This window comes from Faecalibacterium taiwanense (genome assembly GCF_036632915.2).
Lineage (GTDB): Bacteria > Bacillota > Clostridia > Oscillospirales > Ruminococcaceae > Faecalibacterium > Faecalibacterium taiwanense.
The window spans coordinates 2,130,317-2,155,654 of the sequence record NZ_CP155552.1 but is presented as its reverse complement, the minus strand read 5'-3'; the positions used below and the strand labels follow the sequence as shown (position 1 = coordinate 2,155,654).

At 60.9% G+C, this 25,338-nt stretch carries 23 protein-coding genes, 1 other RNA gene and 2 pseudogenes; 11 read left to right on the top strand and 15 right to left on the bottom strand.

The features are described from left to right. Positions 1 to 45: 45 nt before the first annotated feature. Complete coding sequence (locus PXT33_RS10635; protein WP_097775237.1) at positions 46 to 915, bottom strand: patatin family protein; 870 nt, start codon at positions 913 to 915, stop codon at positions 46 to 48. Positions 916 to 1,143: 228 nt separating this feature from the next. Between PXT33_RS10635 and PXT33_RS10630 the strand changes: the two genes are divergently transcribed. Beyond that, positions 1,144 to 1,737 carry a xanthine phosphoribosyltransferase gene (locus PXT33_RS10630; protein ID WP_332376508.1) on the top strand — a complete coding sequence of 198 codons (594 nt, stop codon included), beginning with the start codon at positions 1,144 to 1,146 and terminating at the stop codon, positions 1,735 to 1,737. 57 nt (positions 1,738 to 1,794) lie between these two features. Here PXT33_RS10630 and PXT33_RS10625 read toward each other — a convergent pair whose 3' ends face one another. Beyond that, positions 1,795 to 3,684, bottom strand: a complete 1,890-nt coding sequence (locus PXT33_RS10625; protein WP_332376507.1) for a penicillin-binding transpeptidase domain-containing protein — start codon at positions 3,682 to 3,684, stop codon at positions 1,795 to 1,797. A 102-nt stretch (positions 3,685 to 3,786) separates the two neighbouring features. Between PXT33_RS10625 and PXT33_RS10620 the strand changes: the two are divergent. The 5 genes and pseudogenes from PXT33_RS10620 (at position 3,787) to PXT33_RS10600 (ending at position 10,736) form a co-directional block, all read left to right on the top strand. Continuing rightward, a pseudogene (locus PXT33_RS10620) lies at positions 3,787 to 4,925 on the top strand (FtsW/RodA/SpoVE family cell cycle protein). 153 nt (positions 4,926 to 5,078) lie between these two features. Then, positions 5,079 to 6,383 carry a UDP-N-acetylglucosamine 1-carboxyvinyltransferase gene (locus tag PXT33_RS10615; RefSeq protein WP_223389249.1) on the top strand — a complete coding sequence of 435 codons (1,305 nt, stop codon included), beginning with the start codon at positions 5,079 to 5,081 and terminating at the stop codon, positions 6,381 to 6,383. A gap of 108 nt (positions 6,384 to 6,491) precedes the next feature. Further along, the gene (gene ftsZ / locus PXT33_RS10610) at positions 6,492 to 7,664 is read left to right on the top strand and encodes a cell division protein FtsZ (RefSeq protein ID WP_044954030.1); all 1,173 of its coding nucleotides are present in this window, start codon (positions 6,492 to 6,494) and stop codon (positions 7,662 to 7,664) included. Positions 7,665 to 7,699: 35 nt separating this feature from the next. Continuing rightward, the gene (locus PXT33_RS10605; protein WP_347070318.1) at positions 7,700 to 8,206 is read left to right on the top strand and encodes a hypothetical protein; all 507 of its coding nucleotides are present in this window, start codon (positions 7,700 to 7,702) and stop codon (positions 8,204 to 8,206) included. 181 nt (positions 8,207 to 8,387) lie between these two features. Further along, positions 8,388 to 10,736, top strand: coding sequence for a diguanylate cyclase (locus PXT33_RS10600; RefSeq protein WP_154259281.1), 2,349 nt, complete (start codon positions 8,388 to 8,390; stop codon positions 10,734 to 10,736). Positions 10,737 to 10,801: 65 nt separating this feature from the next. Here the strand turns inward: PXT33_RS10600 and PXT33_RS10595 are convergent, their stop codons facing one another. The 10 genes from PXT33_RS10595 to PXT33_RS10550 form a co-directional block, all read right to left on the bottom strand. After that, complete coding sequence (locus PXT33_RS10595; protein WP_120120256.1) at positions 10,802 to 11,383, bottom strand: hydrolase; 582 nt, start codon at positions 11,381 to 11,383, stop codon at positions 10,802 to 10,804. Between the two features lie 2 nt (positions 11,384 to 11,385). Further along, a complete protein-coding gene (locus PXT33_RS10590; RefSeq protein WP_120079997.1) occupies positions 11,386 to 11,607 on the bottom strand; it encodes a YdbC family protein in 222 nt (73 codons plus the stop codon). Between the two features lie 96 nt (positions 11,608 to 11,703). Beyond that, a complete protein-coding gene (locus PXT33_RS10585) occupies positions 11,704 to 12,132 on the bottom strand; it encodes a hypothetical protein (RefSeq protein ID WP_243138967.1) in 429 nt (142 codons plus the stop codon). A gap of 66 nt (positions 12,133 to 12,198) precedes the next feature. Next, positions 12,199 to 15,003 (bottom strand): SMC family ATPase, encoded by a 2,805-nt coding sequence (locus PXT33_RS10580; RefSeq protein ID WP_332376503.1) that lies wholly within the window; start codon positions 15,001 to 15,003, stop codon positions 12,199 to 12,201. Then, positions 15,000 to 16,142, bottom strand: a complete 1,143-nt coding sequence (locus PXT33_RS10575) for an exonuclease SbcCD subunit D (RefSeq protein ID WP_332376501.1) — start codon at positions 16,140 to 16,142, stop codon at positions 15,000 to 15,002. The genes PXT33_RS10580 and PXT33_RS10575 overlap by 4 nt, the downstream gene beginning before the upstream one ends. A gap of 213 nt (positions 16,143 to 16,355) precedes the next feature. Beyond that, positions 16,356 to 16,826, bottom strand: a complete 471-nt coding sequence (locus PXT33_RS10570; RefSeq protein WP_332376500.1) for a peptidoglycan-binding protein — start codon at positions 16,824 to 16,826, stop codon at positions 16,356 to 16,358. A 52-nt stretch (positions 16,827 to 16,878) separates the two neighbouring features. Next, entirely contained in the window at positions 16,879 to 17,508 is a 630-nt protein-coding gene (locus PXT33_RS10565; RefSeq protein WP_332376499.1) for a stage II sporulation protein R, read from the bottom strand. A gap of 153 nt (positions 17,509 to 17,661) precedes the next feature. Continuing rightward, positions 17,662 to 18,027: an endonuclease domain-containing protein gene (locus tag PXT33_RS10560; protein WP_005944419.1), complete on the bottom strand. Its 366-nt coding sequence runs from the start codon at positions 18,025 to 18,027 to the stop codon at positions 17,662 to 17,664. An 86-nt stretch (positions 18,028 to 18,113) separates the two neighbouring features. Further along, entirely contained in the window at positions 18,114 to 19,475 is a 1,362-nt protein-coding gene (locus PXT33_RS10555) for a PFL family protein (RefSeq protein ID WP_350339888.1), read from the bottom strand. A gap of 24 nt (positions 19,476 to 19,499) precedes the next feature. Beyond that, a complete protein-coding gene (locus PXT33_RS10550) occupies positions 19,500 to 19,769 on the bottom strand; it encodes an ACT domain-containing protein (protein ID WP_097776535.1) in 270 nt (89 codons plus the stop codon). A gap of 232 nt (positions 19,770 to 20,001) precedes the next feature. Between PXT33_RS10550 and PXT33_RS10545 the strand changes: the two are divergent. The 4 genes and pseudogenes from PXT33_RS10545 (at position 20,002) to PXT33_RS10530 (ending at position 22,813) form a co-directional block, all read left to right on the top strand. After that, positions 20,002 to 20,480 (top strand): annotated as a pseudogene (locus PXT33_RS10545) (Lrp/AsnC family transcriptional regulator). After that, positions 20,480 to 21,664 carry a pyridoxal phosphate-dependent aminotransferase gene (locus tag PXT33_RS10540; protein WP_005944411.1) on the top strand — a complete coding sequence of 395 codons (1,185 nt, stop codon included), beginning with the start codon at positions 20,480 to 20,482 and terminating at the stop codon, positions 21,662 to 21,664. The pseudogene PXT33_RS10545 and the gene PXT33_RS10540 overlap by 1 nt, the downstream one beginning before the upstream one ends. Positions 21,665 to 21,674: 10 nt before the next feature. Next, complete coding sequence (ispE, locus tag PXT33_RS10535; protein WP_154259295.1) at positions 21,675 to 22,550, top strand: 4-(cytidine 5'-diphospho)-2-C-methyl-D-erythritol kinase; 876 nt, start codon at positions 21,675 to 21,677, stop codon at positions 22,548 to 22,550. Positions 22,551 to 22,609: 59 nt separating this feature from the next. Beyond that, positions 22,610 to 22,813 (top strand): DUF378 domain-containing protein, encoded by a 204-nt coding sequence (locus tag PXT33_RS10530; protein ID WP_243111924.1) that lies wholly within the window; start codon positions 22,610 to 22,612, stop codon positions 22,811 to 22,813. Positions 22,814 to 22,964: 151 nt separating this feature from the next. Here the strand turns inward: PXT33_RS10530 and PXT33_RS10525 are convergent, their stop codons facing one another. From PXT33_RS10525 to PXT33_RS10515, 3 genes are all read right to left on the bottom strand, one after another. Beyond that, on the bottom strand, positions 22,965 to 23,612 hold the full coding sequence (locus tag PXT33_RS10525; protein WP_044954019.1) for an AhpC/TSA family protein: 648 nt from the start codon (positions 23,610 to 23,612) through the stop codon (positions 22,965 to 22,967). Positions 23,613 to 23,704: 92 nt separating this feature from the next. Then, positions 23,705 to 23,909: non-coding RNA, 6S RNA (gene ssrS, locus PXT33_RS10520), on the bottom strand. Between the two features lie 22 nt (positions 23,910 to 23,931). Next, on the bottom strand, positions 23,932 to 24,243 hold the full coding sequence (locus PXT33_RS10515; RefSeq protein WP_044954017.1) for a DUF1292 domain-containing protein: 312 nt from the start codon (positions 24,241 to 24,243) through the stop codon (positions 23,932 to 23,934). Between the two features lie 239 nt (positions 24,244 to 24,482). Between PXT33_RS10515 and PXT33_RS10510 the strand changes: the two genes are divergently transcribed. Continuing rightward, on the top strand, positions 24,483 to 25,226 hold the full coding sequence (locus PXT33_RS10510) for a peptidylprolyl isomerase (protein WP_332376497.1): 744 nt from the start codon (positions 24,483 to 24,485) through the stop codon (positions 25,224 to 25,226). Positions 25,227 to 25,338 lie beyond the last annotated feature (112 nt).

The window sequence follows — 25,338 nt, the reverse complement described above, 5'->3', positions numbered from 1 at the left end:
GATGCCGCGAAAACATCACATGTAGGATATCTGTTTGTGCCGCCGTTACTCTTCCGCTGCAGCTTTGGATTCGTTCACAAAGGCGGCGATCTTATCCACCTGAATTTCGGCAACAGCACGGCCGGTCTCGTAGACGCGGCGCAGCTGGACCGGATCGCGCTCCATGGAGCCGATCTCCAGCGGGATGGGCGGGCGGATGACGAACGCCTTGCCGGTCTGCTCCAGCATGGCAATGTGATCCAGCGTTTCGTTGTAGCGCTCGTGACGGTCGGCAACGGCTTCCACGAAAGCGGGGTAGCGCATGTAGCGTGCCCGGATGACGGGCAGCATCTTGTTCTTCTTTTTCACAAAGCCCTTGGGCTGGGTCAGCACAATGAGGTTGCGTTTGTAGCCGATGGACTCGAAGAACCGCACGGGGATGGAATCGGCAATGCCGCCGTCCAGCAGCTGATAATGGCCGATCTTTACGATCTTGGCCGCCAGCGGCATGGAAGCGGATGCCTGCATCCACTGGATATCCTCGGCATCGCCGGTGCGGCATTTGTGATAGATGGGGTCGCCGGTACGCACATCGGTGCACACCACAAAAAAGTCCATGGGGTTCTCTGCAAATGCCTTTGCGTCGAACACGTCCAGCTTTTCCGGCACGGTGTGGTAGCAGAACTGCTCACTGTACAGGTTGCCGGTGCGCAGCAGGTTGCCGAAGCTTGCGTAGCGCTTATCGTTGCAATACTGGGTGTTGTAGCGGATCACACGGCCGATCTGATGGGACTTGTAGTTGCAGCCGAACACCGCACCGGCCGAAACGCCAATGGCACCATCCAGCACGATGCCATGCTCCATCAATACATCCAGAACACCGGCGGTAAACATGCCGCGCATGGCACCGCCTTCCAGCACAAGACCCGTTTTCATATATGCTCTCCCCTCCTGTGTGCCGGTGCACAGATGCCGGACACACCTTATATTAACTACAGTATACTCGAATCTGTAAAAAGTACAAGAGCGGAAAACCTATAAATTTATCAAGAAAACCTCTTGCCAAAGGAAAGAGCATCCGGTATACTAAGTGAAATAAAAAGAGAAATATGCGCTGCAAACGCATGGGCATGGAAAAGATCAGGTTGGAGGAACTGCTGCACTATGAAGATGCTGGAAGATCGTATTCGCAAGGATGGTATCGTACGCGAGGGCAATGTGCTCAAGGTGGATAGCTTTATCAACCACCAGATGGACATTCCGCTGTTCCGGGAGATGGCAAAGGAGTGGAAGCGCCTGTTTGCAGGCAAGCCCATCAACAAGGTGCTCACCATCGAGGCCAGCGGCATTGGCATTGCAGCCATCGTGGCCAGCGAGTTCAACGTGCCGGTGGTATTTGCCAAAAAGTCCATGAGCATCAATCTGGACTACAACAACTACGAGACCAAGATCCAGTCCTTCACCCACAAAAAGATCTACAATGTGATCGTCTCCAAAAAGTTCCTCACGGCAGAGGATCATGTGCTGATTATTGACGACTTCCTTGCCAACGGCTGTGCCCTGATGGGCCTGCTGGATCTGGCCAAGGAAGCCGGCGCCACAGTGGAGGGCATCGGCATTGCTGTGGAAAAGGGCTTCCAGCAGGGCGGCGAGCTGATCCGCAGCAAGGGCATCCAGCTGGAGAGCCTTGCCATTGTGGAGTCTATGAACAGCGAGACCGGCGAGATCGTCTTCCGCGAGCAGCCGCAGCAGAATTAAACAAAAAACATTGCAGCCCCGGGAAAGTCGGAAGACCTTTCCGGGGCCGTTTTTTGCTTACGCCCCGTCAAAGCTGTCACCGTCGGCGGGCAGGTCGGCAGCGGTCTGGGCGGGATCGGGATCGGTTTCCGGTTCCACGGCGCGGGGCACGCCCTTGTACACCAGCGTCTGTTCCAGAACCTCGGCGCACACCGGGGCTGAAAGGCTGCCGCCGGCAGTCGTCCAGCTGTGGGGTTCGTCCAAGCACACCAGACACAAAAACTGCGGGTCGTCGATGGGAGCCACGGCCACAAAGCTGGCAATACGGGCTTTTTCGTCGGTGCTGTCCAGCTTCTGGCTGGTGCCGCTCTTGCCGCCTACCCGGTAGCCTTGGATGCGGGCATTGCGCCCGCCGCCGTAGAGCACCACGGCTTCCATCATCTCACGCATAGTTTCAGAAGTTTCCGGTTTGATCACCTGCCGCCTGCACACCGGCTCTGTGTGCTGCAGAATGCTGCCGTCCGGGTTTAGGATATCGCTGACAAGATAAGGCTGCATCAGCCTGCCGCCGTTCACCACAGCGCACACGGCTGCGGCCATTTCCATATAGGAGATCTTGCTGCTCTGGCCGAAGGCGCAGGAGGCCAGCTCCACCGGTCCCATGCGGTCGGCGGTGTAGTACAGACTCTTTTTGGGCTCGGCGGGCAGATCGACCCCGGTTGGCTCCCGCAGGCCGAAAGCGGCAAAGTAATCGCAGAAGGCTTTCTTGCCCAGCCGCGCGCCGATCTGGATAAAGCTCTGGTTGCAGGAATTTTCCAGCGCCTGGGTCACGGTCTGGCTGCCGTGGCGCTTGTGGTTGGCGCAGTGGAACCGTGTGCCCGCCACCGAGATGGACTCGCCGCAGTAAAAGGTGGAGTTTTTGCTCACAGCCCCGGCATCCAGCGCGGCGGCGCAGGTGATGAGCTTGAACACGCTGCCCGGCTCGTACAGGTCGCTGACGGCTTTGTTGCGCCACTGGGTCTGCTGGGCCAGCTGCAGGGCGGCAGCGCGCTCGCTGCCGGTAAGGGCATCCACGGCCTTGCGGGCGGCTGCATCGTAGATCACGCGCGGCTGGTTCGGGTCGTAGGCGGGCGTGGTGGACATGGCCAGCACGGCCCCGGTGTTCACGTCCATCACGATGCCCACGGCACGCGCCGCCACATGATGCTCCTTGACCGCATAATCCAGCGCGTTTTCAAGGTAATGCTGGATGTTGGCATCGACAGTCAGCCGCAGGCCGCTGCCTTCCAAGGGCACTTTTTCGGTCTCGTAGCTCTGCTCCAGTGTGTAGCCCCAAGCGTTGACGGCGGTGAGCACCACACCATTCTGCCCGGTGAGCACATCGTTATATTTCAGCTCCAGCCCGCTCACACCGGCGTTGTCTACATTGGTAAAGCCCAGCACGCTGGCCAGAAATTCCCCCTCCGGGTACCAGCGCTTGGAGTCCTGATTGATGCGGATGCCGGTGATGCTGTTCTCTTCACAAAAATCCCGCACGCGGTCGGCAGTGTCGCGCTCCACGCGGTAGCGCAAAAGGCAGTCGTTGGAGATGCGGTCACTGAATTTTTCCAGCAGCTTCGATTTGTCCAGCTCCAATATTTCCGCAAGGCCCTGCGCGGCAAGGCTGAGCTTTTCCTCCGGCATCTCGCGCGGGGAGGCCCGCAATGTCCAGCAGCTGCTGTTGGCGGCCAGCAGTACACCGTCGGCGCTGTAGATACGGCCCCGGTCGGCAGGCACCACAGTATCGCGCAATTGCTGGCCGAGGGCACGGCTCGTATACCAGCCGCCCGCAAACAGCTGCAGATACGCCAGCCGCGCGGCAAGCCCCGCAAAGCAGACGCAGCACATCAACGCGGCCACTAGCCGTGCCCGGGCATGGAATGCCCGTTCCGGCAGGGTGCGCAAGGGACGCGGCTCCGGTTTTGGCATGGCAGGCACCTCCTTCTCTGGGCAAGTGTATGCGCCGGTGCGCCGGGGATATGACTAACCGACACCGCCGCCGCGTACAATAAAGGAACGGAGGTGATACGGATGCACAAAGCTGCTGCCCATGCAAAGCGCGGCCTGCCGCTGCGGCATCTGCCGGCCATAGACCTGCCGTTTCTGGTGCTGGTGCTCACGTTGGTGGGCTTTGGCCTTGTAATGCTGGGCAGTGCCAGCAGTGCAGTGGCGCTGTACCGGCGGGGCGATGCTTTTGCCTACCTGCGGCCGCAGCTGCTGTATGCTGCGCTGGGCATCGGGGCCATGTGGGTGGCAAGCCGGGTGGACTACCATGTTTACCACAAGCTGGCATGGCCGCTGCTGGCGCTTTCAATGGTGTTGCTGACAGCGGTGCTGTTCATGCCGGAGTACAACGGCTGCAAGCGCTGGCTGGTGCTGCCGGGCCTGGGCACACTGCAGCCCAGCGAGATCGCCAAATTTGCGGTGGTGCTGGTGTTTGCGCATATCATTGCGCTCAACCACGACCGCATGGGCAGCTTTGCGGTGGGGGTGCTGCCCTTTGCACTGGTGCTGGGAGCGGTGGCGGTGCTCATGCTGCTGGAACCGCACCTCTCCGGCACCGTGCTCATTTTGGGCATCGGCGCGGTGCTCATGTTCGTGGGCGGCACCGGCCTCAAGTGGTTCGTGCTGGCCGGGGCGGGCGGTGCAGCGGCCATTGGAGCTGCCATCATCATTATGCCGGACCTTGTGCCCTACGCGGCCAGCCGTCTCAGCTCATGGCTGGACCCCTTTGCCGACCCGCTGGGCGACGGCCACCAGACCATCCAGAGCCTGTATGCCATCGGCTCCGGGGCGCGGCGGGCCTTGGCCTTGGCAGCAGCCGCCAGAAGCACCTGTTCGTGCCCGAACCGCAGAACGACTTCATCTTTTCCATCCTGTGCGAGGAGCTTGGCTTTGTGGGAGCCTGTGCGGTGATCCTGCTGTTTGCGCTGCTGCTGTGGCGGGGCATCACGCTGGCGGCGCATGCACCGGATCGGTTCGGTGCGCTGCTGGTAGTGGGCTTTGTGGTGCAGGTGGCCCTGCAGGCAGTGCTGAATATGGCGGTAGTCACCAACACCATCCCCAATACCGGCATCAGCCTGCCGTTTTTTTCCTCCGGCGGCACCAGTCTGATGATGCTGCTGGGCGAAATGGGCATCGTGCTGTCGGTGTCCCGCGGGGAGACATAAAACCGGGCGTTCCCTGCCATAAAACGACAGCATCCTCTGCCGGTTCAGCTACAAATAACCGGACAAACAAATGACACAACTGCAGACAAAATAAACAAAAAGCCTTCGCGCCGCATAGCATGAGGTATCTTTTGCGGAACGGGGGCTTTTTGCATGGGCGGAGATCTTATCATCACAGGCGGCATGCCGCTGAACGGCACAGTACACATCCCGGCAGCCAAAAACAGCGTGCTGCCGCTGCTGGCAGCGGCCCTTTTGTGCAATGGCACGGTGCGTTTTCTGCAGGTGCCGCATCTTGCGGATGTGGACACCAGCGTGGAGCTTTTGCAGGGTGCGGGCTGCACGGCCCGCTGGCAGGGCAGCGACATCACGGTGCAGGGCGTGCCTTCCACCTGCCGCCTTGCGCCGGAAGCCGCCGCGCGGATGCGGGCATCCATTTTGTTCTGCGCACCGCTTCTGGCGCGGCTTGGCCGGGTGGAAACGGTGCTGCCCGGCGGGTGCCGCATTGGTGCAAGGCCGGTGGACCTGCACCTTTCCGGCCTTGCGCAGATGGGCGTGCACTGCCGGGAGGAGGGGGCAAGGCTGATCCTGACAGCGCCTGCCGGACTGCACGGTGCGGACATCACACTTGGGTTCCCCAGCGTGGGTGCTACCGAGACCCTGCTTCTGGCAGCAGCTGCGGCGCAGGGCGAGACGGTCCTGCGCGGGGCCGCACGAGAACCGGAGATCAGCGATCTGGCAGCATTCCTGAACCGCTGCGGCGGCTGTGTACAGGGCGCGGGCACCAGCACCATCCGGGTGCAGGGCAGACGAATGCTGTATAGCTGCAGCTTTGCGCCCATGGCCGACCGCATCGTGGCATCCACCCTTGCCTGTGCCTGCGCGGCGGCAGGAGGTCGGGTGGAACTGACCGGCTGCAGGCCGGAGACCTATGCACCGCTGCTGGAAATTCTGGCACAAATGGGCTGCAGGATAGAAACAGGGCCGGAAAGTGCGGTCATTACCCGGCTGGGCGCGCTGCACGGCGCGGGCAGAGTGTTTACCGGGGTATACCCGGCACTGGCAACAGACGCAGCGCCGCTGCTTGCTGCTGCCATGCTTGCCGCCGACAGCGCCAGCAGCATCGAGGATGTGGTGTTTGAGCGGAGATTCGGCTGTGCAGAGGGTTTTGCGGCTTTTGGAGCCGCTGTGCAGGTGCAGGGACGCACACTGGACATCCGGCCGGTGCGGCAGCTGCAGGGCGCGTGTGCACGGGCTGCGGACCTGCGCGGAGGCGCGGCACTGGTGGTGGCCGCGCTGGCGGCAAGGGGACGGAGCCGCATTACCGACACCGGTTACATCGACCGCGGATATGCCGGTTTTGCACAGATGCTGGCGGAACTTGGTGCCCAAATTGAGCGGGAAATGCCGCGGGAAAGCGCCAGCGAGAAAAAAACACCTTCAAAAAAGCAAAATTGACTTGCATTCAGGGCAAAAAGATGATACGATACAGTTATATAAGTGTAAGCAGATAATTTCTGTGCGCTATGCGCAGTTTTACGATAAAATCCGATGGAGGACAAAGTTATGGCACTCATGCTCGATGAAGAAATGGACGAAAACGTTACGACGATCAAGGTGATCGGCGTGGGCGGCGGCGGCGGCAACGCTGTCAACCGCATGGTCAGCGACGGCCTGCAGGGCGTCGAATTTATCGCAATGAACACCGACCAGCAGGCTCTGGCCAAGAACCACGCTGCCACCAAGGTGCAGCTGGGTTCCAAGCTGACCAAGGGCCGCGGTGCCGGTGCAGACCCCGAGATCGGCCAGCGCGCCGCTGAAGAGAGCAAGGACGAGATCGCAAATGCGCTCAAGGGTTCCCAGATGGTGTTTATCACTGCCGGTATGGGCGGCGGAACCGGCACCGGTGCAGCACCCGTTGTGGCCGAGGTGGCACATGATCTGGGCATCCTGACCGTTGGCATCGTCACCAAGCCCTTCTCCTTTGAGGGCAAGCGCAAGATGGGTCTGGCAGAGCAGGGCATTGCAAACCTGCTCATGCATGTGGACAGTCTGATCGTCATTCCCAATGAGCGCCTGAAGATGATCAGCCAGGAAAAGATCACCCTGATGAATGCCTTCCAGGCAGCCGATAACGTGCTGCGTCAGGGCGTTGAGTCCATTTCCGCTCTGATCAATGTGCCTGCCTTCATCAACCTGGACTTCGCCGACGTGCGCTCCATCATGAAGGATGCCGGCTACGCACACATGGGCGTGGGCAGCGCCAAGGGCGCAGGCAAGGCCGAGAACGCCGCAAAGGCTGCTATTTCTTCTCCGCTGCTGGAGACCAGCATTGCCGGTGCACACGGCGTGATCATCAACATCACTTCCAGCCCGGACATCGGTCTGGAGGATGTGGAGACCGCAGCAGGTCTCATTACCCAGAGCGCACATCCCGATGCAAACATCATCTGGGGTACTGCGTTCGACGAGAACCTCTCGGACGAGATGCGTGTGACCGTGGTTGCTACCGGTTTTGACAACAAGAGCGCAAGCGACCTGCGCAGCAGCATCAGCAATGCAATGGGCGGCGCACAGTCCACTCCGTCTGCTGTGTTCAGCAGCGAGACTGCAAGCCCGGCAGCTTCTGCCGCAGGCGGCGCTGCACCGGCACCCACTGCTGAAAAGCCCGTGGAAGAGGACAACAGCGATAATGGCTATTACGACCAGCTGATGGCCATGCTGAACAAGCGCAGATAAAAAGCTGGCCGTCATAAGCGGATCAGGCGTATCGGATGGATCGGAGGGACACCATGGCGCAGGGCAGGCAGCAGAACAATGGTTCGCGGCAGCGCTGTGCCCAGTCTGCCGCGGCAAAGGCTCCGGCAGAGCCGCCCAAGGCGGTGTGTGCCCAGCTGGAGCAGATGAACCGAAAGCTGGCAGCGGCCAGTGCGGAAATTTTGCGCTATCAGACCCGTCTGTTTGCCTGTGAACGGCAGATGGCCGCGCTGCGGCAGGAAAATGCCCAGCTGGAAGCGGCCTGTGAGCAGGCGCGGCAGGAGGCTGAGTGCGCGGGCGCTCATGCAGAGCAGCTACGTCAGGAGCTGGCCCGCCATGCCGAAGCTGTGCGGCCTGTGCCGGTTGCGGCACATACGCCCCCGCAGCCGGAACCATCGGCAGCGCAGAGTCCGCGGCCGGAGCCGGAGGCCGAACAGCCCCACAGCCCGGGCCGGAGGTTCCGCAGCCTGCTCAGCCGGACTGGAAGCCCCAGACCAGATTGGAGCACCTCTCGGTGGAGCTGATGAACTGGTTCGACGATATGATGGGCGCATGACGGAAAGCTGGATGACCTGCAAAAAAAGCAGATATGAGTGAAATGAAAAGCTGCTGCAAAGCGCAAAGCTGTTGCAGCAGCTTTTTTTGTGGTCCGGTAGGAAACGGAAGACCCTGCGGCCGGAAGTACAGGAGCGAGGAGCGGTTGAGATGGAACCAAAACAGAAAATACTGATCGTGGATGACTCGGAGATCAACCGCGCTATGCTCAAGGAGATTCTGGGTGAGGGCTACGAATATCTGGAAGCCGAGAACGGCCTGCGCGCGATCGAAATTCTGCGCAGACGCACCGATATCGCGCTGGTGCTGCTGGACCTGATCATGCCGGAAATGGACGGCTTTGATGTGCTGCGGGTGATGCAGTGCTATGCATGGCAGGAGGAAATCCCGGTCATTGTGATCAGCGCGGCAGAGGACAACCGAAGCGTCGAGCGCGCCTATGATATGGGCGTGGCCGATTACATCCGCCGCCCGTTCGAGCGGGTCATGGTGCTGCGCCGGGTGAAGAATGCGCTCATGCTTTACGCAAAGCAGAAGCGCCTTACCCGCCTTGTGACCGATCAGGTGTACGAAAAAGAGCACAACGGTGTGCTGATGATCAGCATTCTGAGCCATGTGGTGGAGTTCCGCAACAGCGAGAGCGGCCAGCATGTGCTGCACATCCGCACCCTGACCGGCCTGCTCCTGCATCAGCTGGCGCAGAAGACTGACCGCTACCAGCTGGATGAGAGTGATATCTCGCTGATCAGCACAGCATCGGCGCTGCACGATATCGGCAAAATCATGATCCCGGAAGAGATCCTGAACAAGCCCGGCCGCCTGACCGAGGAAGAGTACGCCGCCATCAAGACCCACACCACCGAGGGTGCCAGGATCCTGAAGGAGCTTGCCATCGGGCAGGACGAACCGCTGGTAAAGGTGGCACACGCTATCTGCCGCTGGCACCACGAGCGGTGGGACGGCGGCGGCTACCCGGACAGGCTCAAGGGCGACGAGATCCCCATTGCAGCACAGGTGGTGGCACTGGCCGATGTGTACGACGCACTGACCAGCGAGCGCTGTTATAAGCAGTCCTACAGCCACGAAAAGGCCGTTGACATGATCCTGCACGGCGAGTGCGGCAGCTTCAATCCGCTGCTGATGGAATGCCTGAAAGAATCCTCGGAGTTGCTGCGCACAGAGCTGCAGCGCTCGGAGTATGACCGCGGTTTCCGCCACGAGACCCGCCGCCTTTCGGAGGAGATCCTGCACCGCGAAGCTCTGCCCCGTGAGGATCGTGCCCAGCGCCTGCTGGATCTGGAACGGGAGCGCACCGCTTTTTATGCCGAGCAGCGCGGCGGTATTCAGTTCGATTACGATATACTCAGCGGCAGCGTGACCGTGGTGAACCGCTACGAGGATCCGGTCAACCGAACCCAGAAGCTGGACTTTGATAAGGGCATGGGCCTGACATTTCTCTCCGGCAAGGACCGCCGCAAGCTGCTGGATGCCATTGCAGCCGCAACGCCGGAAGAGCCGGATGCCGCATTCCCGGTGCTGATCGCGGTGGATCAGGAATACCGGCTGCACCGGCTGGTGATGCACACCATGTGGAGCCGCGCCGGTGTGCGCCACTGCGTAAGCGTGGTGGGCCAGATCACAGATGACCATGCCCGCCTGCAGGAGCTGATGCTGGGCGATGTGAACAGCGACCAGCCGGAAGCACTGCTGGAACGCCTGAAGGGCATTTTTGACATTGTGCGTCTGGTGGACCCGGAAAGCACCAAGGTGCTGGGCCTGGGCAAGGATGGCCGGCTGACCGAGATGCCCGGCACCTGCCACATGGTGTGGAACAAATCGGGCCGGTGCGAAAACTGCATTTCCAGTAAGGCCCTTGCCCGCAAGGAATCCCTGAACAAGATCGAGTTCAAGGACGATCAGGCTTATTTTGTCATGGCAAAGTATGTGGAAGTGGGCGGACGCGGCTGCGTGCTGGAAATGGTGTCCAAGCTTTCGGACGGACGCTGGCTGGATATGGGCGGCCGCCGGATGCTGCTGGACCGCGGCTCCAACTTTGACCGCAGCGCCTTTGTGGATTCGCTGACCGGGGCATACTCCCGCCAGTACTTCGAGTGCTTCCTTGCGGAGAGCGAACAGGTGGAAGGCGTAGTGATGATCGACGTGGATCACTTCAAGGAGGTCAACGACCGGTTCGGCCATCTGGTGGGCGATAAGGCCCTGCAGAGCGTGGCACAGTCCATCCTGAGCAACCTGCGCCAGACCGATGTGCTGGTGCGCTATGGCGGCGATGAATTCCTGCTGCTGGTGCCGCACATCCGGCCCGGGGAACATGTGATACAGCGCGTGCGGGAGGCTGCGGCGAGTGCCAGAGTGGAAGGCTACCCGGAGCTGGAGCTTTCGGCCAGTGTTGGCGGTGTGTGCGGTGTACATCCGCTCACCGAGGCCATCCGTCAGGCGGACGTAAAAATGTACCAGAACAAGGCCGAGCGCAAAAATTAAACAAAACAAAGCCCGGACAGGCTGCAGTATCGCACTGCTGTGCCTGTCCGGGTATTTTTGTTTTTTCAGCGCACAGCGCTGGTGCGGTGCTCCATCAGATAGGTGGCTTCCAGATCAGCGATGTGCAGCTTGACGGCAAGGGGATACTTGTCGTAGGCTTCCGAGATGGCAAAGCAGCCGCCCCGGGCCGCATCGTCAAAGCCGCCCATGTGCCAGCGGATGGCAACGGCTTCCTCGATGTGCAGCTTCATGAACCGCTCGATGAGGAATACGCTCTTTTCGCCGTGGCCGTAGGGGAACAGATCCTCCACGCTGTAGCTGGGCACCTTTTCCCACTGGCCGGTGGCTTCGTTTTTCACGTTGCGGGTGCCGGGCTTGTAGTAGTTGGCCTTGCACAGATCGTGCAGCAGTGCACAGATGGCAAAGGTCTCCTCGCTGTCGCCCTCGGTAAAAAAGGTATCGTGCAGCGCATGGTAGACGTTCAGGCTGTGCATACAAAGCCCGCCCTCACACGCACCGTGGAACCGAGTGGAGGCCGGTGCCGTAAAGAAATCGGTCTTATGGTCCAGCCAGTCCAGCAGCTTTTCGCTGCCGGGGCGGGTGACGTGCTGCTGCCAGATCTGCAAAAACTCTTCGCGGCCGCCCATGCTTACAGCTCCAGCTCGTCCAGAAGGCCCTTGAGGATGGCCATTTCGTCGTGGCTCAGGGAAATGCCCTTGCCCATGCGGGTGCCGTCCGGGGACCAGTCGCGGATGTCGTACTTGGGTTCGCCGTCGTTCCAGCTGATGAGGTTCAGCTGACGCTCCCAGCCGCGGGGACGCTCCGAGAGAACTGCAATGCGCTGAACAACTTCATATTTGATCTCTGCCATGATGCAAAACCTGCCTTTATCTTTGTTTGCTACCATAATAAGGGAAGCGGACGCAGATTTCAACAGGTAGAGCAAAAATAATTTGAAAAATTTTTGTTAGCCGTAAGGTGCATCCTCACGCCAGTCCACAAGGCTCAGCACCTGAGAAGCATCCTCGTCCGGGGCCGGATGGCAGGAATGGGTGTGCTGGTCGGTGCTGAACAGTCCGGGTGCATAGTGGGCCATCACGCTGGTCTGCACATCCCCGGCCAAAAATTCCCGGGCGTTCTTCTGGTAACAGGCGGCCGGGGTGCCGTTGGTCATGGGCACACCCTGCGGGACACTGTCCGTGTCCGGGTGCGGGGTCTGGCCCGGTGTTTCGATCTGCGGCGGCACCTGTGTGCCGGGGGCAGCGGGGTCGCCTGGCAGCAGGATGTCCGGCTCCCTGCCTAGCGGCGGGCTGCAGCGGGTGCAGCTGTTTTCCGGTGCGGCGGCAATGCCGGGCTGGTGTTCCAGCTCATGGCGGATAAAGGGCGTCAAGCTCATTAGAAAATCACCTCCGCCCATAGGATGCCCCGGAAAGATGTAACTTATAAAGAGGCCTGCGGTGTTTCACACGATCAATTCTACGGTAGAGCCGCCGGTGCGGGCTTTGCGCACCACAACCTGTCGGTCGATGCGGTCTTTCAGAGCACCTACGTGGGAGATGATGCCCACCAGCCGGTCGCCCTCGGTCAGCCCTGCAAGTACGCGCATGGCCTGTTCCAGCGATTCGTCATCCAGACTGCCGAAGCCCTCGTCGAGGAAGAGCGTGTCCAGACGGATGCCGCCTGCCGCGCTCTGTACTTCGTCCGAAAGGCCCAGTGCCAGCGCCAGCGATGCCTTGAAGCTTTCGCCGCCGGAAAGGGTTTTGACGCTGCGGCGGGTGCCGTTGTAGTGGTCGATGATGCCAAGGTCCAAGCCGGACTGGCTGCGCTGGTTCTCGGCACCAATGCGCTCCAGCTCGTACTGCCCGGCGGTCATCTGCATCAGGCGGGTGTTGGCGTGGCGCAGGATGCGGTCCAGATAGTTCATCTGGATGTAGGCTTCCAATTTGATCTTCTGTTTGCTGGTCAAGGTGCCGCCCGCCGTGGCGGCAAGGGCACTCACCCACTGCCAGCGCTGTTCAAGTTGAGTGCGCGCTTCGGCAGCGGTGCGGTATTTTTCAGCGGCTGCACGGTTGGGCAGCCGCTGTGCGGCCAGCTGCTGGGCCTGCTCCCGCAGGGCAGTGCGGGCGGCGGCAAGGCGGGCCTGTTCTGCCTGTAAAAATTCCAGCGGCTGGGCAGGCCCGGCGGTTTCGGCAGTGGCTTGCTGGGTCTGCAGGGCATCCACAGCGGCTTTGGCAGCGGCATAGGCCTGCTCTGCCTGTTTGAGGGAATGCTGAGCCTGCTCCATGCCGGTGCGCAGGGCGGTGCGGCTGGCTTCCAATGCATCCAGCGCGGCCTGTGCCTCGGCTCGCTGCGGGTAGGGCAGGGCTGCACGAGCGGCAGCGGCCTGCTGTTCCAGTGCATCGGCGCTGGCATTCTGCGCGGCGGCGGTGCTGTCAGCTTCAGCGGCGGTCTGTTCCAGTGCCGGGCGCTGGCGGCTTTTTGCCTGACGGTCGGCCTCCAATGCGGTGCGGCGGGCGCAGTCTGCTTCGGCCTGCCGAAGCGCGGCGACACACTCGGCCTGTGCTGCGTGCAGGGCACAGGCTTCTTCCGTCAGGACAGCGTTCATCCCCTTGAAGGTCAGCTGCACCGTCCCATCCGGGGAAGTGAAGCGCTCTGGCAATAGGCTCTCAGCATCCCGGCGCAGGGAGCGGCGGGCTTCGTCGGCTGCGGCAAGGGCGCTCTGTGCGGCAGTGCTGGCAGTCTGGGCCAGTGCATCGGCCTTTTCGGCTTCCTGCTTGGCGGCATCCACCTGCGCCTGCGTGGGGGCTGTGTGGGGCAGTTGGGCCTTTGCCGGGTGGTGGACGCTGCCGCACACGGGGCAGGGTGCACCCTCGGCCAGCGCCTGCGCCAGCAGTCCGGCCTGTGCGTCCAGAAAGGCTTTGTCCAGCGCATCCCGCCGGGCATGGGCCTGCTCCTTGGCTTCGGCGGCAGTGCGGTAGGCATCCTGCGCACGGTGGGCCTTTTGTGCCTGCTGCTGGCAGGCGGCAAGCCGCTGGTTCAGGGTGGTAAGGGCGGTGCTGCGCTGGGCCAGCTCCTTTTCCCGGTTCTGCAAGGCCAGCAGCCGGGTGGGAGCATCTTCCAGCGCGGTCAGCTCCTTTTCAGCAGCGGCCAGCGTTGTGTCCAGTGCGGCCAGCTGGGTGCGTTTCGCTCTGGCCTTGGCAGCGGCCAGCTGGGCAGCATCCCGCGCGGTCTGCTGCTGATGGCACAGGGCATCCAGCTCATCGTAGGCGGCAAGGGCCGTCTGTGCCTGCGTCACCTGTCCGGCAAGAACATCCAGCTGGGCGGCATCGCCTGCGTGGCGGGCGCTCTCGGCACGGGCAGCTTCCAGCACAGGCAGGGCAGCGGTAAGCTCTGCCTGCTTTGCGGCCAGCTTTGCGGCCAGCTGTCGGGCCTGCTGGGCAGCACCCAGCTGACGTTGTACTTCGTCCAGCTTGGCTTCGGTGTCCTTGAGGGCAGCAGCAACGGTCTCCTGCGCGGCCTGCTGGCGGGCCAGCAGACCTTCCAGCAGGGCAAGGGCCGTCTCCGGCTCGGTCTGGGCGTTCAGTGCGGCAAGGGCATCGGCATCCGGGTCGTCGGGAGAAAACCGGATGCCGGAGAGCAGACTGTCCAGCTTTGCATTCTGGGTGGTGCGCTGCTGGCTGAGGGCGGCGCTTTCGGCCTGCAGGCGCTCTTGCAGCCGGGCATAGCGCTGGGTGCGGAACAGCTTGCGGAAAATGCGGCTGCGCTCCTCGGTGGAAGCGTTGAGCAGCTTTGTGAACTGACCCTGCGCGATCATGGCGATCTGGCAGAACTGGCTGTAGTCCAGCCCGATGATCTCCTGCACGGCGGCAGTCACATCCTTGGCTTTGGTCACCGGCGGACGGCCATCGGAATAGGTGAGGGTGGCATCCGCTTTCTCGGTGGTCATGCCCTCGCCGCGGTTTTTGGGGCGCTGGTACTCCGGGTTGCGGCGCACGGTATAGCGCTGGCCGTTCACCTCAAATTCCAGCTCCACAAAGGTGGGTGTTTTAAGATCAGCATATTTGCAGCGCAGCATGGTGCCTTCGCGCACGCCGCCGCTGGAATGGTCGTACAGGGCGTATGTAATGGCATCGAACAGGGTGGTCTTGCCTGCGCCGGTATCGCCGGTGACAAGGTATAAGCCGCCCCTGCCCAGCTTTGCCAGTTCCAGAACCGTCTCGGCGGCATAGGGGCCAAAGGCCGAAAGAGTGAGCTTCAGCGGTCTCATGCGTCCTCGCCCTCCTTCCAGATCTCCTCAATGAGCTGCTGGCAGAATGCCGCCTGCTCCGCCGTCAGCGGCTGATTGTTCTGCAGCTGGTAGAACGCCGAGAAGTGCTCCAGCGGGGTGATGCTCTCGGCGCGTTCCGGTGCGGTGATCTCCTGATCTTCCCGGGTGCGGAGGTTATCGTAGTCCAACCGCATCAGGTTGGGGTAGATCACCCGCAGGCGGGCCAGCGCGTCCGGCACGTCCTGCTCATCGGTCAGGGTAATGTGCAGGTAGTCGTCCACCGCAGTGCCGTCGTAATTGCGGCGGTCGGTCAGCTCCATGTAGCTGCCGCGCACTTCCCGCAGGTCGTGCTTCGGGGTAAGCGGCGCGGTGGTGATGGAAACTTCGCCCTTGAGACCGAACTCCACAAAGGTGGCGCTCTTGTGCTGGTCTGCTTCCGAAAAGGAGTATTTCAGCGGGGTGCCGCAATAGCGCACGGCATCGCGGCTCACCTTCTGGGGGCTGTGCAGGTGGCCCAGCGCCACGTAGTCAAAGGCATCGAACAGGCTGGCATCCACGCTGTCCACACCGCCCACCGAGACTTCCTCGCTCTCACAGCAGGCGGCACCGGCCACGAACTGATGGGCCACCAGCACGCTGCGGTGGGCCGGGTCCGGCGGGCAGTGGCGCAGCACGCAGGCAAGGGCATCGTTGTAGCTCTCCACAGGCTCGTCCGGCCAGACATGCCGCACCATGGCGGGCTTGAGGAAGGGCAGAAGGTACACGTCCAGCGCGCCGTACTCGTCGGTGAGGGGGATGGGCACCGGCGCACCGGAGAACACCGGGCTGACGTACACCCGGCTGTTTTGCAGCAGGGCCGCGCCGAAGGCGATGCGGTCGGCGGAGTCGTGATTGCCGCTGATGGCGAACACCGGCAGCCTGCGTTCGGCCAGCTGGGTGAGGAACCAGTCCAGCAGGCGCACGGCTTCGGCAGGGGGAACGGGCTTATCGTAGAGGTCGCCCGCCAGCAGCACACCGTCCACGGGTGTGCTGTCCAGCAGGGAGAGAATCTGTTCCAGAATGTACCGCTGGTCGTCCAGCATGGAGAACTCGCACACCCGCTTGCCCAGATGCAGGTCGGAAAGATGCAGAAAACGCAAACGGAAACACCGCCTTTTCAGAGTTTTCTTTATTATACAGCAGGGCGGGGGTGGGGGCAAGGAAAACTCCCCCAGTCATCGCTGCGCGATGCCAGCCCCCTCGGGGATGGGGCCTTTGGCAGTGCGGAAAAGCTTCCGGTTTTGCCAGAGACTCCCTCTTTGAGAGAGCTGGCACGGCGCAAGCCGTGACTGAAGGAGTTCGCTTCCCTTAAATCAGAACATCTTCTCCCACGTTTCTTCGCCGACCGCGCCGTCGGCGGTAAGGCCGTTGCGGCGCTGGAACCGCTGCACAGCCGCTGCCGTTGCCGCGCCGAACCTACCGTCGGCGTTCAGCCGTTCACCCAGCGAATTGAGCTTCTGCTGCACCAGACGCACCGTGCCGCCGGAAGAGCCGCTGCGCAGGGCAATGCCGGGGTAGGGCACATGCAGGCCGTGCTTGGCCGTGTAGCGGGTGTAGAGCACGTTCCATGTGTTCGCGCCTACCTTGCCGTCCACATTCATCTTGTTTTTCAGCTGGAACTCCTTCACGGCGTTCTCGGTGGAAATGCCGAATTTTCCATCGGTCTTCAGCTCGCTGTACCATGTGCAGGCGTCGCGCACACCGTTGAGCCAGGTCTGCACAAGAGCTACGTCCGGCCCGGAGGAGCCACGCTGGAGCAGGGAATAATAAGCAGGGATCGCCATAGTGGATAACACACTCCTTTCGCCCTATGCTATGCGGCGAAAGCACCGGGCGTTACCCAAGCAGCACCACGTCCTCCCGGCGGGCGGTGCGCTGCTGCACCCATTCCACCAGCCGGAGCCGGAGGATGTACTCCCCGCACACAAGGTCGTTTTCGGCAGGCTGGGCATAGCTGCCGCAGGCAGAGCGGCACAGGCCCGGGTAGAGCACGCACCACCAGTTGCGGCCTTTTCCGGCACCGAGATCGATGCGCAAAGCGTCGTACCGCCCGGCAGGCAGGATGCCCGAAGCGTAGCGCCGGGTGTCGAAGTACATGTTCACCAGCTGCACCCGCACCGGAGTGCGGATGTTCAGCTGTGCCAGCGCGTGCCGAGCCGTGAGCTGCAGCTCAAATAGATGCTGCGCCGCCCAGGCGATCGCTTCCGGTTTGCTCCGTGCCGGGCAGGCGGTGTCCAGATAGGCAAGCACGGCATCCCGCACATGGAGCTTTGCGCTCTGGCTGGCAATGGAATCGCTCTCAGCCCGGATGTGCAGGCGCAGGGTGTCGGTGCACACCAGCGCCCCGGTGTCCAGCTGGGTGCGGCCCCATGCAAATGTCTGCCATGCGCCACACAGGGCAAGGGCGAGAAACAGGCCAAGGCAGAGCAGAGCCATCTGAGAACGTGTAAGCATTCTGGATAACATAAAAACAGACCCTTCTTCTGGAAATGTTATCCAGAGGATGGGCCTGTTGAAAAGAATTTATTCAGGAAAGAACGAACCCTCTCAGGCATTGCTGCGCAATGCCAGCTCCCCCGAGGGGGGGAGCTTTTGTGCATATACCGGGAAAGTGCAGCTTCAAAGGCGAGATTGAATCGTCTGATGGATTTTTTCACAGACTGCTTCAAACTGAAGATCCACTTCATAATTAGAAAAACGAAGAACATCCAAGCCGTACTGCGAAAAGATGCTGCTCCGTTCACGGTCATACAGAAGCCCTTGTTCGGTGGTGTGTTGTGCTCCATCCAATTCGATGACCAGTTGTGCGCGAGAACAGTAAAAATCAGCAATAAAAGATTCAATGATGCGCTGCTTATAAATTTTTACCGGGTAGCGGCGCAAAAACTGATACCATAGCTTTCTTTCCTGCGGCGTCATTTCGCGGCGCAGCTCGCGTGCACGAGGCAGCATATCGCCATTTTTGGGAACGATGTTCGGTTTCATAGGAAACACCTGCTTTCGGTTTGAAAAAAGCTCCCCCTTTCGGGGGAGCTGGCATCGAGCGTATGCGAGATGACTGAGAGGGTCCTTTAGTTCTTCAGCGACTGCATGGGGGCAGGCAGGCGGCCGCCGCGGTTGATGAACACGGACGGGTCGTGCTGGTTCACGGCCATGATGGGGCCATAGCCCAGCAGACCGCCAAAGTCCAGCACCTCGCCGGCCTTGCGGCCAATGGCAGGGATCACGCGCACGGCGGTGGTCTTGCTGTTCACCATGCCGATGGCGGCTTCGTCAGCGATCAGGGCGCTGATGACAGCCGGGGTGGTGTCGCCCGGGATGATGACCATATCGATGCCCACCGAGCAGACGGCGGTCATGGCTTCCAGCTTTTCAATGGTCAGGCATCCGGTCTCGGCGGCGTGGATCATGCCGGCATCCTCGCTGACCGGGATGAAGGCACCAGACAGACCGCCCACGTGGTTGGAGGCCATCACGCCGCCCTTCTTCACGGCATCGTTCAGCAGGGCCAGACAGGCGGTGGTGCCGCAGCAGCCGCAGGTCTCAAGGCCCATCTCTTCCAGAATATTGGCCACACTGTCGCCGATGGCGGGGGTAGGTGCCAGCGACAGGTCGATGATGCCGGCGGGCACGCCCAGTGCCTGAGAAGCCAGATTGGCCACCAGCTGGCCCACGCGGGTGATCTTGAAGGCGGTGCGCTTGACCAGCTCTGCCACCTCGTCGATGGGGGCATCCTTGGGCAGGCGGGCCAGTGCAGCGCGCACAGCGCCGGGGCCGGAAACGCCCACGTGGATCTCACAGTCCGGCTCGCCGGGGCCGTGGAATGCACCGGCCATGAAGGGGTTGTCCTCCGGTGCGTTGCAGAACACCACCAGCTTTGCGGCACCGATGCACTGACGACCAGCCGTCAGCTCACTGGCCTTCTTGACGGCCTCGCCCATGAGCTTGACAGCGTCCATATTCAGGCCTGCCTTGGTGGCACCAATGTTCACCGAGCTGCACACGATGTCGGTCTCGGCCAGTGCGCGGGGAATGGACTCGATCAGGCGGCGGTCACCGGCAGAAAAGCCCTTGTGCACCAAAGCACTGTAGCCGCCCACAAAGTTTACACCCACCTTTTTACCGGCGGCATCCAGAGTTTTTGCAAACTCCACAGGGTCGGCATCCGGGCAGGCACCCAGCAGCATGGCGATGGGTGTGACACTGATGCGTTTGTTGATGATGGGAATACCGTACTCGGCACTGATATGCTCCACCGTGGGCACAAGGTTTGCGGCCTTGGTGGTGATCTTGTTATAGATGTTCTCGCACGCCTTCTTCGGGTCCGGGTCGATGCAGTCCAGCAGGCTGATGCCCATGGTGACAGTGCGCACATCCAGATTGTCCTGAGTGAACATCTCGATGGTCTCGAGGATGTCACCGGTGTTAAACATACTCATTGCAGTGTACTCCCTCCATCAGATGGTGTGCATGGCGTCAAAGACTTCCTGACGGGTCACGTTGATCTGCATGCCCATCTCGGCGGCCAGTGCATCGCAGCGCTTGTGCAGCTCTTCGTGGCCCACATTGCACTTGGAGATATCCACCAGCATGATCATGGCGAACATGCCCTGCAGGATGCTCTGGGTCACGTCCTCGATGTTGATGTTCAGTTCGGTGCACAGACCGGCGACCTTGGCAACAACGCCCACGGTATCGTGACCAATGACGGTAATGAATGCTTTCATCGTTTCCACCCTCGTTTTCCTTTTGATGAACGGTGCCGCAAGCGTTCCGGCACACTCTTACTTTTCCAGTATAGCAGATTTGGCAAAATTTGAACACACTTTTTGTAAAAAAGAACAGACACGAGGGGAAAAAGACATTCTATCCCAAAAATTGGGTGCAATCTTTTACAGCTTGTGCTATACTTATAGATAATTTATTTCCCGATTACGGGCTGAGAAGGAGCAAAATACTATGGAACAGCTTTTGAAGATCCTGGAAGACAACGCGCGGCTGCCCATTGAGGATATCGCCACGATGCTGAATAAATCCCCCGCCGAGGTGGCGGCCATGATCGATCTGGCCCGGGCGCAGGGCATCATCAAGGGCTACAAGACCCTCGTGGACTGGGAAAAGGCCGGGGTCAACCGTGTGGAGGCCGTCATCGAGCTGAACGTCAGCCCCAAGAAGAGCCGCGGCTTTGACGAGATCGCAGCCACCATTGCCGCCTTTGACGAGGTGGAGAGCGTGCTGCTGATGAGCGGCGGCTACGACCTGCAGCTGGTGATCAAGGGCCAGACCTTCCAGGAGATCGCCCTGTTCGTGGCAAAGCGCCTTTCTCCGCTGGACGATGTGCTGTCCACCGCCACCCATTTTGTGCTGCGCACCTATAAAAGGAGGGCCGCCTGTATCAGGACGAAGAAATCGATGAAAGAGAGTGCACGGTGCTGTGATGGACTACGATAAACTGATCGCGCCTGCCGCTGAGGCCATGCGCCCCTCCGGCATCCGCAAATTTTTCGATCTGGCTGCCGAAATGCCCGAGTGCATCAGTCTGGGCGTGGGCGAGCCGGACTTTAAAACGCCATGGGCTGTGCGCGAAGCCGGCATTGAGAGTCTGGAGCATGGCCGCACCCGCTACACCTCCAACGCAGGCCTGAAGGAGCTGCGCGCCGAGGTGGCAAAGTATCTGGAGCGCCGCATGGGCCTGCACTACGACCCGCTGCACGAGGTGCTCATCACGGTGGGCGGCAGCGAAGCCATTGATATGTGCATCCGCACGCTGGTGCAGCCCGGGGACGAGGTCATCATCCCGGAGCCCTGCTTTGTGTGCTACGAGCCCATCACCACCCTGTCCGGCGGTGTGCCGGTGCATGTGGCTTGCCGTCAGGAGGACGAGTTCCGCCTGCGTGCCGATGCGCTGAAAGCAGCCATCACCCCCAAGACAAAGCTGCTCATCATGCCGTTCCCCAACAACCCCACCGGTGCGGTGATGGAGCGCGAGGATCTGGAAGCTGTAGCTGAGGTGCTGCGCGGTACCAACATCATGGTGCTCTCCGACGAAATTTATGCAGAGCTGAACTATGGCCTGCGGCCTCATGTTTCCATTGCCACCCTGCCCGGCATGGCCGAGCGCACCATCGTGGTGAACGGCTTCTCCAAGACTTACGCCATGACCGGTTGGCGTCTGGGCTATGCCTGCGGCCCGGCACCCATCATCCGGATCATGACCAAGATCCACCAGAGTGCTATCATGAGTGCCCCCACCACCAGCCAGTACGCCGCCATCACCGCCCTGAAGGAGTGCGATGGCGAGATCGACCGCATGCGCGACGAGTACAATATGCGCCGCCGCCTTGTGGTGAAGTCCTTTAACGATATGGGCCTGACCTGCTTTGAGCCGCGCGGTGCGTTCTACGCCTTCCCCTGCATCAAGAGCACGGGCATGAGCAGTCAGGATTTCTGCACGAAGCTGCTGGAACAGAAGCATGTGGCCATCATCCCCGGCGACGCCTTTGGCGCTTCCGGTGAAGGCTACGCCCGCATTTCCTATGCCTACAGCGTGGAGCATCTGAAGGAAGCGCTCCGGCGCATCCGGGAATTCCTGCAGGAAAACGGCATCTATCACGGCATCTGAGGAGGAACAAATGGCAAGGCTGAACTGCGTGACCATTCTGGCCCCCGCAAAGCTCAATCTGGCGCTGGATGTGGTGGGCCTTCTGCCGGGCGGCTACCATGATCTGGACATGACCATGCAGGCCATTACCCTGTACGAGCGGGTGGTGCTGCGCCGCAGCCCCTACCTGAACCTGCGTCTGCCGGGCAGTCTGGTGGCCCCCAATAACAAAAACACTGCCATCAAGGCAGCGCTGGCCTTTTTTGACTACACCGGCCTTCTGGCGGGAGTGGACATCACAATCTATAAAAATACCCCGGTGCGGGCGGGCATGGCGGGCGGCAGTGCCGATGCTGCCGCTGTTCTGGTGGGCATGAACGAGCTGTACGGTGCGCACCTTTCCATGAGTGAGCTGTGCGCGCTGGGCGCAAAGATCGGTGCGGATGTGCCCTTTGCCCTGATGGGCGGCACCTGCCGGGTGCAGGGTGTGGGCGATTTTCTCAAGGCGCTGCCGCCGGTGCCGGAGTGCTGGTTCACGGTGGTGATGCCGGACTACGGCGTTTCCACCCCGGAGGCCTTTGCGGCCTATGACCGGGTGGGCAGCAGCATCCACCCGGACTGCGGAGCGCAGGAAGCCGCTATCCGTGCCGGAGATCTGGATGCCCTTTGTGCCGCCGCCGGCAATGCGCTGGAAGAGTGCAGCGGAGCAAAGGATACCGGGGCCATCAAGGCCCTGCTGCGGGAGCATGGCGCTGTCACCGCCCTGATGACCGGCAGCGGTGCGGCGGTGTTCGGCGTATTCCGGGACGAAGGGGCCGCACGGGCTGCTGCACAGGCCGCAAAGCGGCGCTGGAAGCAGGTGTACGTGGCGCAGCCTGACCGCGGCGGCGCACGGGTGAGCCGATAAAAATGCATAGACCTCCTTCCTACGGGGCATACTGCCCGCAAAGGAAGGAGGTCTTTTTTGTGCAGACCTTTTATAAAATCTGTCTGATCTTAATGATCGTGGGCGGCATCAACTGGGGCCTTGTGGGGCTGTTCCAATTCGATTTTGTGGGCTGGCTGCTGGGCGGCAGTGCATCCATCTGGTCGCGCATCGTGTTCACGCTGGTGGGCATTGCAGCCCTGTGCGGCATCCCGGGGCTGTTTTCGGACGAAACGGATGAATGACCCTCTCAGTCAATGCCTACGGCATTGCCAGCTCCCCCGAAAGGGGGAGCTTTATTGTGCCTGTCCTCCAGAAGTAAAAAAGCTCTCCCTTCGGGAGAGCTGGCGCGTCAGCGCCTGAGAGGGTCAATTGCAGGTGCTTTTGCTTGTTGACTCAATTACTGCTTCCGTCAAGATCATCCCAGCCTACCAGATCCGGCAGGGTGAGCGTTTCGTCGGAGCAGTGGGGGTGTGCACGCCGCTGGTCCTCGGCCATGGTGCGCACCACCTCGCGGGTGATCTCGCGGATGGCGGCGCAGTCCTCCGGCAGGTCGGTCTGGCTGCGGCCGGAGTGGGTAAACAGGATCTTACCCATGTGGCCCACCACCAGCGTCAGCGGCAGCTGCTGCGGAGCATTGCTGTTGTAGCGGTAGCCCTGCTCTTTGGCCGCTTTGTAGATGCGCTGGGCCGCAAAGCTCCAGCTCAGGATGCCGCGGGCCTGTTCTACGCCAAGGTAGCCGTACAGCACCCCCGGCGCGTCGCAGATGAGGGTGAAGGGAAACTCGGCCCCCTGTGTGGCCTTTGCCACCATGCGGGGCGAGGAACGCACCACGCAGGCCAGCCGCACGCCGCGCAGTCTGGGCAGGGTCTGCAGGTAGCGGGTCAGATATTCCCGCGTGACAGGGTGGTCAAAGGCAGGCAGGAAGATCATGACCAGAGGGTGCTCCCCTTCGCACAGCTTGTAAAAATCATTGCCCGGTGTGGTGGGGGTATCAAAGGTAAAGCGGGGGATGGAGGTGCCCACCAGATGTTCTGACTTCATGCCGCAATGCACATCCTTTCAAGATAATAAAAAATCCACACACTGCATCTCTGCAGAAAGTGCAGAGGACAGAGGTGGATGGATTGCTATAAAAAGATCCCGCCCGGTCGTCTGCGGTCAATCAAACCTACCCTTACGGACAGGTGGGTGCCCTGTCTCCGGGTTCGCGCTTCCTCATCGAGCCTTCATGGTCGCCCCATGACGGGGAGGTCTGCAATCCACCGGGGAACTCCAAGCTCCCGTTGAATGATTAGTAGGATCATATAAACCGCAACAAATCGAGCCGGGCAGGAAGTTTTGCCGGGTAATTTGTCTGGAATTATTCTTCGATGTCGTACTCGTCGCTCAGGCGCTCTTCAAACAGCTTGCCCAGCTCCAGCAGCAGTTCGTCGTCGTCCACGACATCCAGATATTCGCCTTCGTCATCCTCGCCAACGCTCAGAATGACCAGCTGAGCATTCTCAGCTTCCTCTTCGGTCTCGGCGTATTCCACAGCAGCCAGATAATGCACACCCTTGTGGTCCAGCGCATCGATCACCTCAAATGTGATCTCGTTGCCGTCCTCATCCTCCAGGGTCATCAGGTCGGGCTGATCTTCTTCGGTATTAGGGTTCTTGATTTCGTCAGACATAGATATTGTCTCCTGTATCGTGTCATAAAACGGGCTGTTTGTGCGCCGCCCGCTTGGCCTGCATATAGTGTAGCGTTTTTTCGCCTGCTCGTCAAGATGCTTTTTCGCACAGAAATTGTGCAGCAAATTTTCACGCATTTGCTCTCGCACTCTGCGGCAGAATATGATATACTATCCTCTGAATCTTCTGTGCACGGTGTGCCGTGCAGGTTACTATAGAGTATGGAGCGTGGGCGGAAATGATGCATAAAAAAAGATGGGCGGCGTTTGTGCTGGCAGCGGCGCTGGCGCTGACGGGCTGCAGTGCCGGGAGCTTTCTGCACTTTGGCAAAGGCAGCGGCGGCAGTACAGTCCAGAAGATCGACCGCCCGGCAGTGGAATCGGCAGAGCTGCAGTTTGCCCACCCTGCGGCGGGGGACACCATTGCGGTGTTCGATACCTCGGCAGGCGTGTTCAAGGCGGTGCTTTTCCCGGATAAGGCCCCGCAGGCCTATGATAACTTTGCAGGCCTTGTGCAGGCAGGCTACTACAACGGCCTGACAGTCTCCCGTGTGGAGAGCGGCTTTGTGGTGGAGGCCGGACAGGGGGCCGACGGCAGGGGCAGTACCATCTGGAACGGCAGCCGCTACCCGGCTGAGACCACCGACAGCCTGCACCATTATTCCGGTGCCCTGTGCATGGGCACGGATGCTTCCGGCGAGTGTGCCAGCGTCTTTTACGTGGTGCAGACCCTGCCGGGAGACCAGTCGGTGACGCAGGAGCTTGTGGACCAGATGAACAGCGCGGGCTACCGCGCGGAGGTCGTTTCTGCCTACCAGACGGCAGGCGGCGCGCCTTATCTTGACTACACCGATACCGTGCTGGGGCAGGTGTACGAGGGCATGGACGTGGTGGATGCCATCGGCCAGACCGCCGTGGACGAAAACCAGAAGCCCCGTGAGGACATCACCATCAACAGCGTGAGCATCGAGACCTATCAGTGAACCAAAAGGCACCCGCAGCGTTCAAAACTGCGGGTGCCTTTTTATAACTCCTTCAGTCGCCTGCGGCGACAGCTCCCTCAAAGAGGGAGCCCTTGGCAGTGCGGCAAAGTTT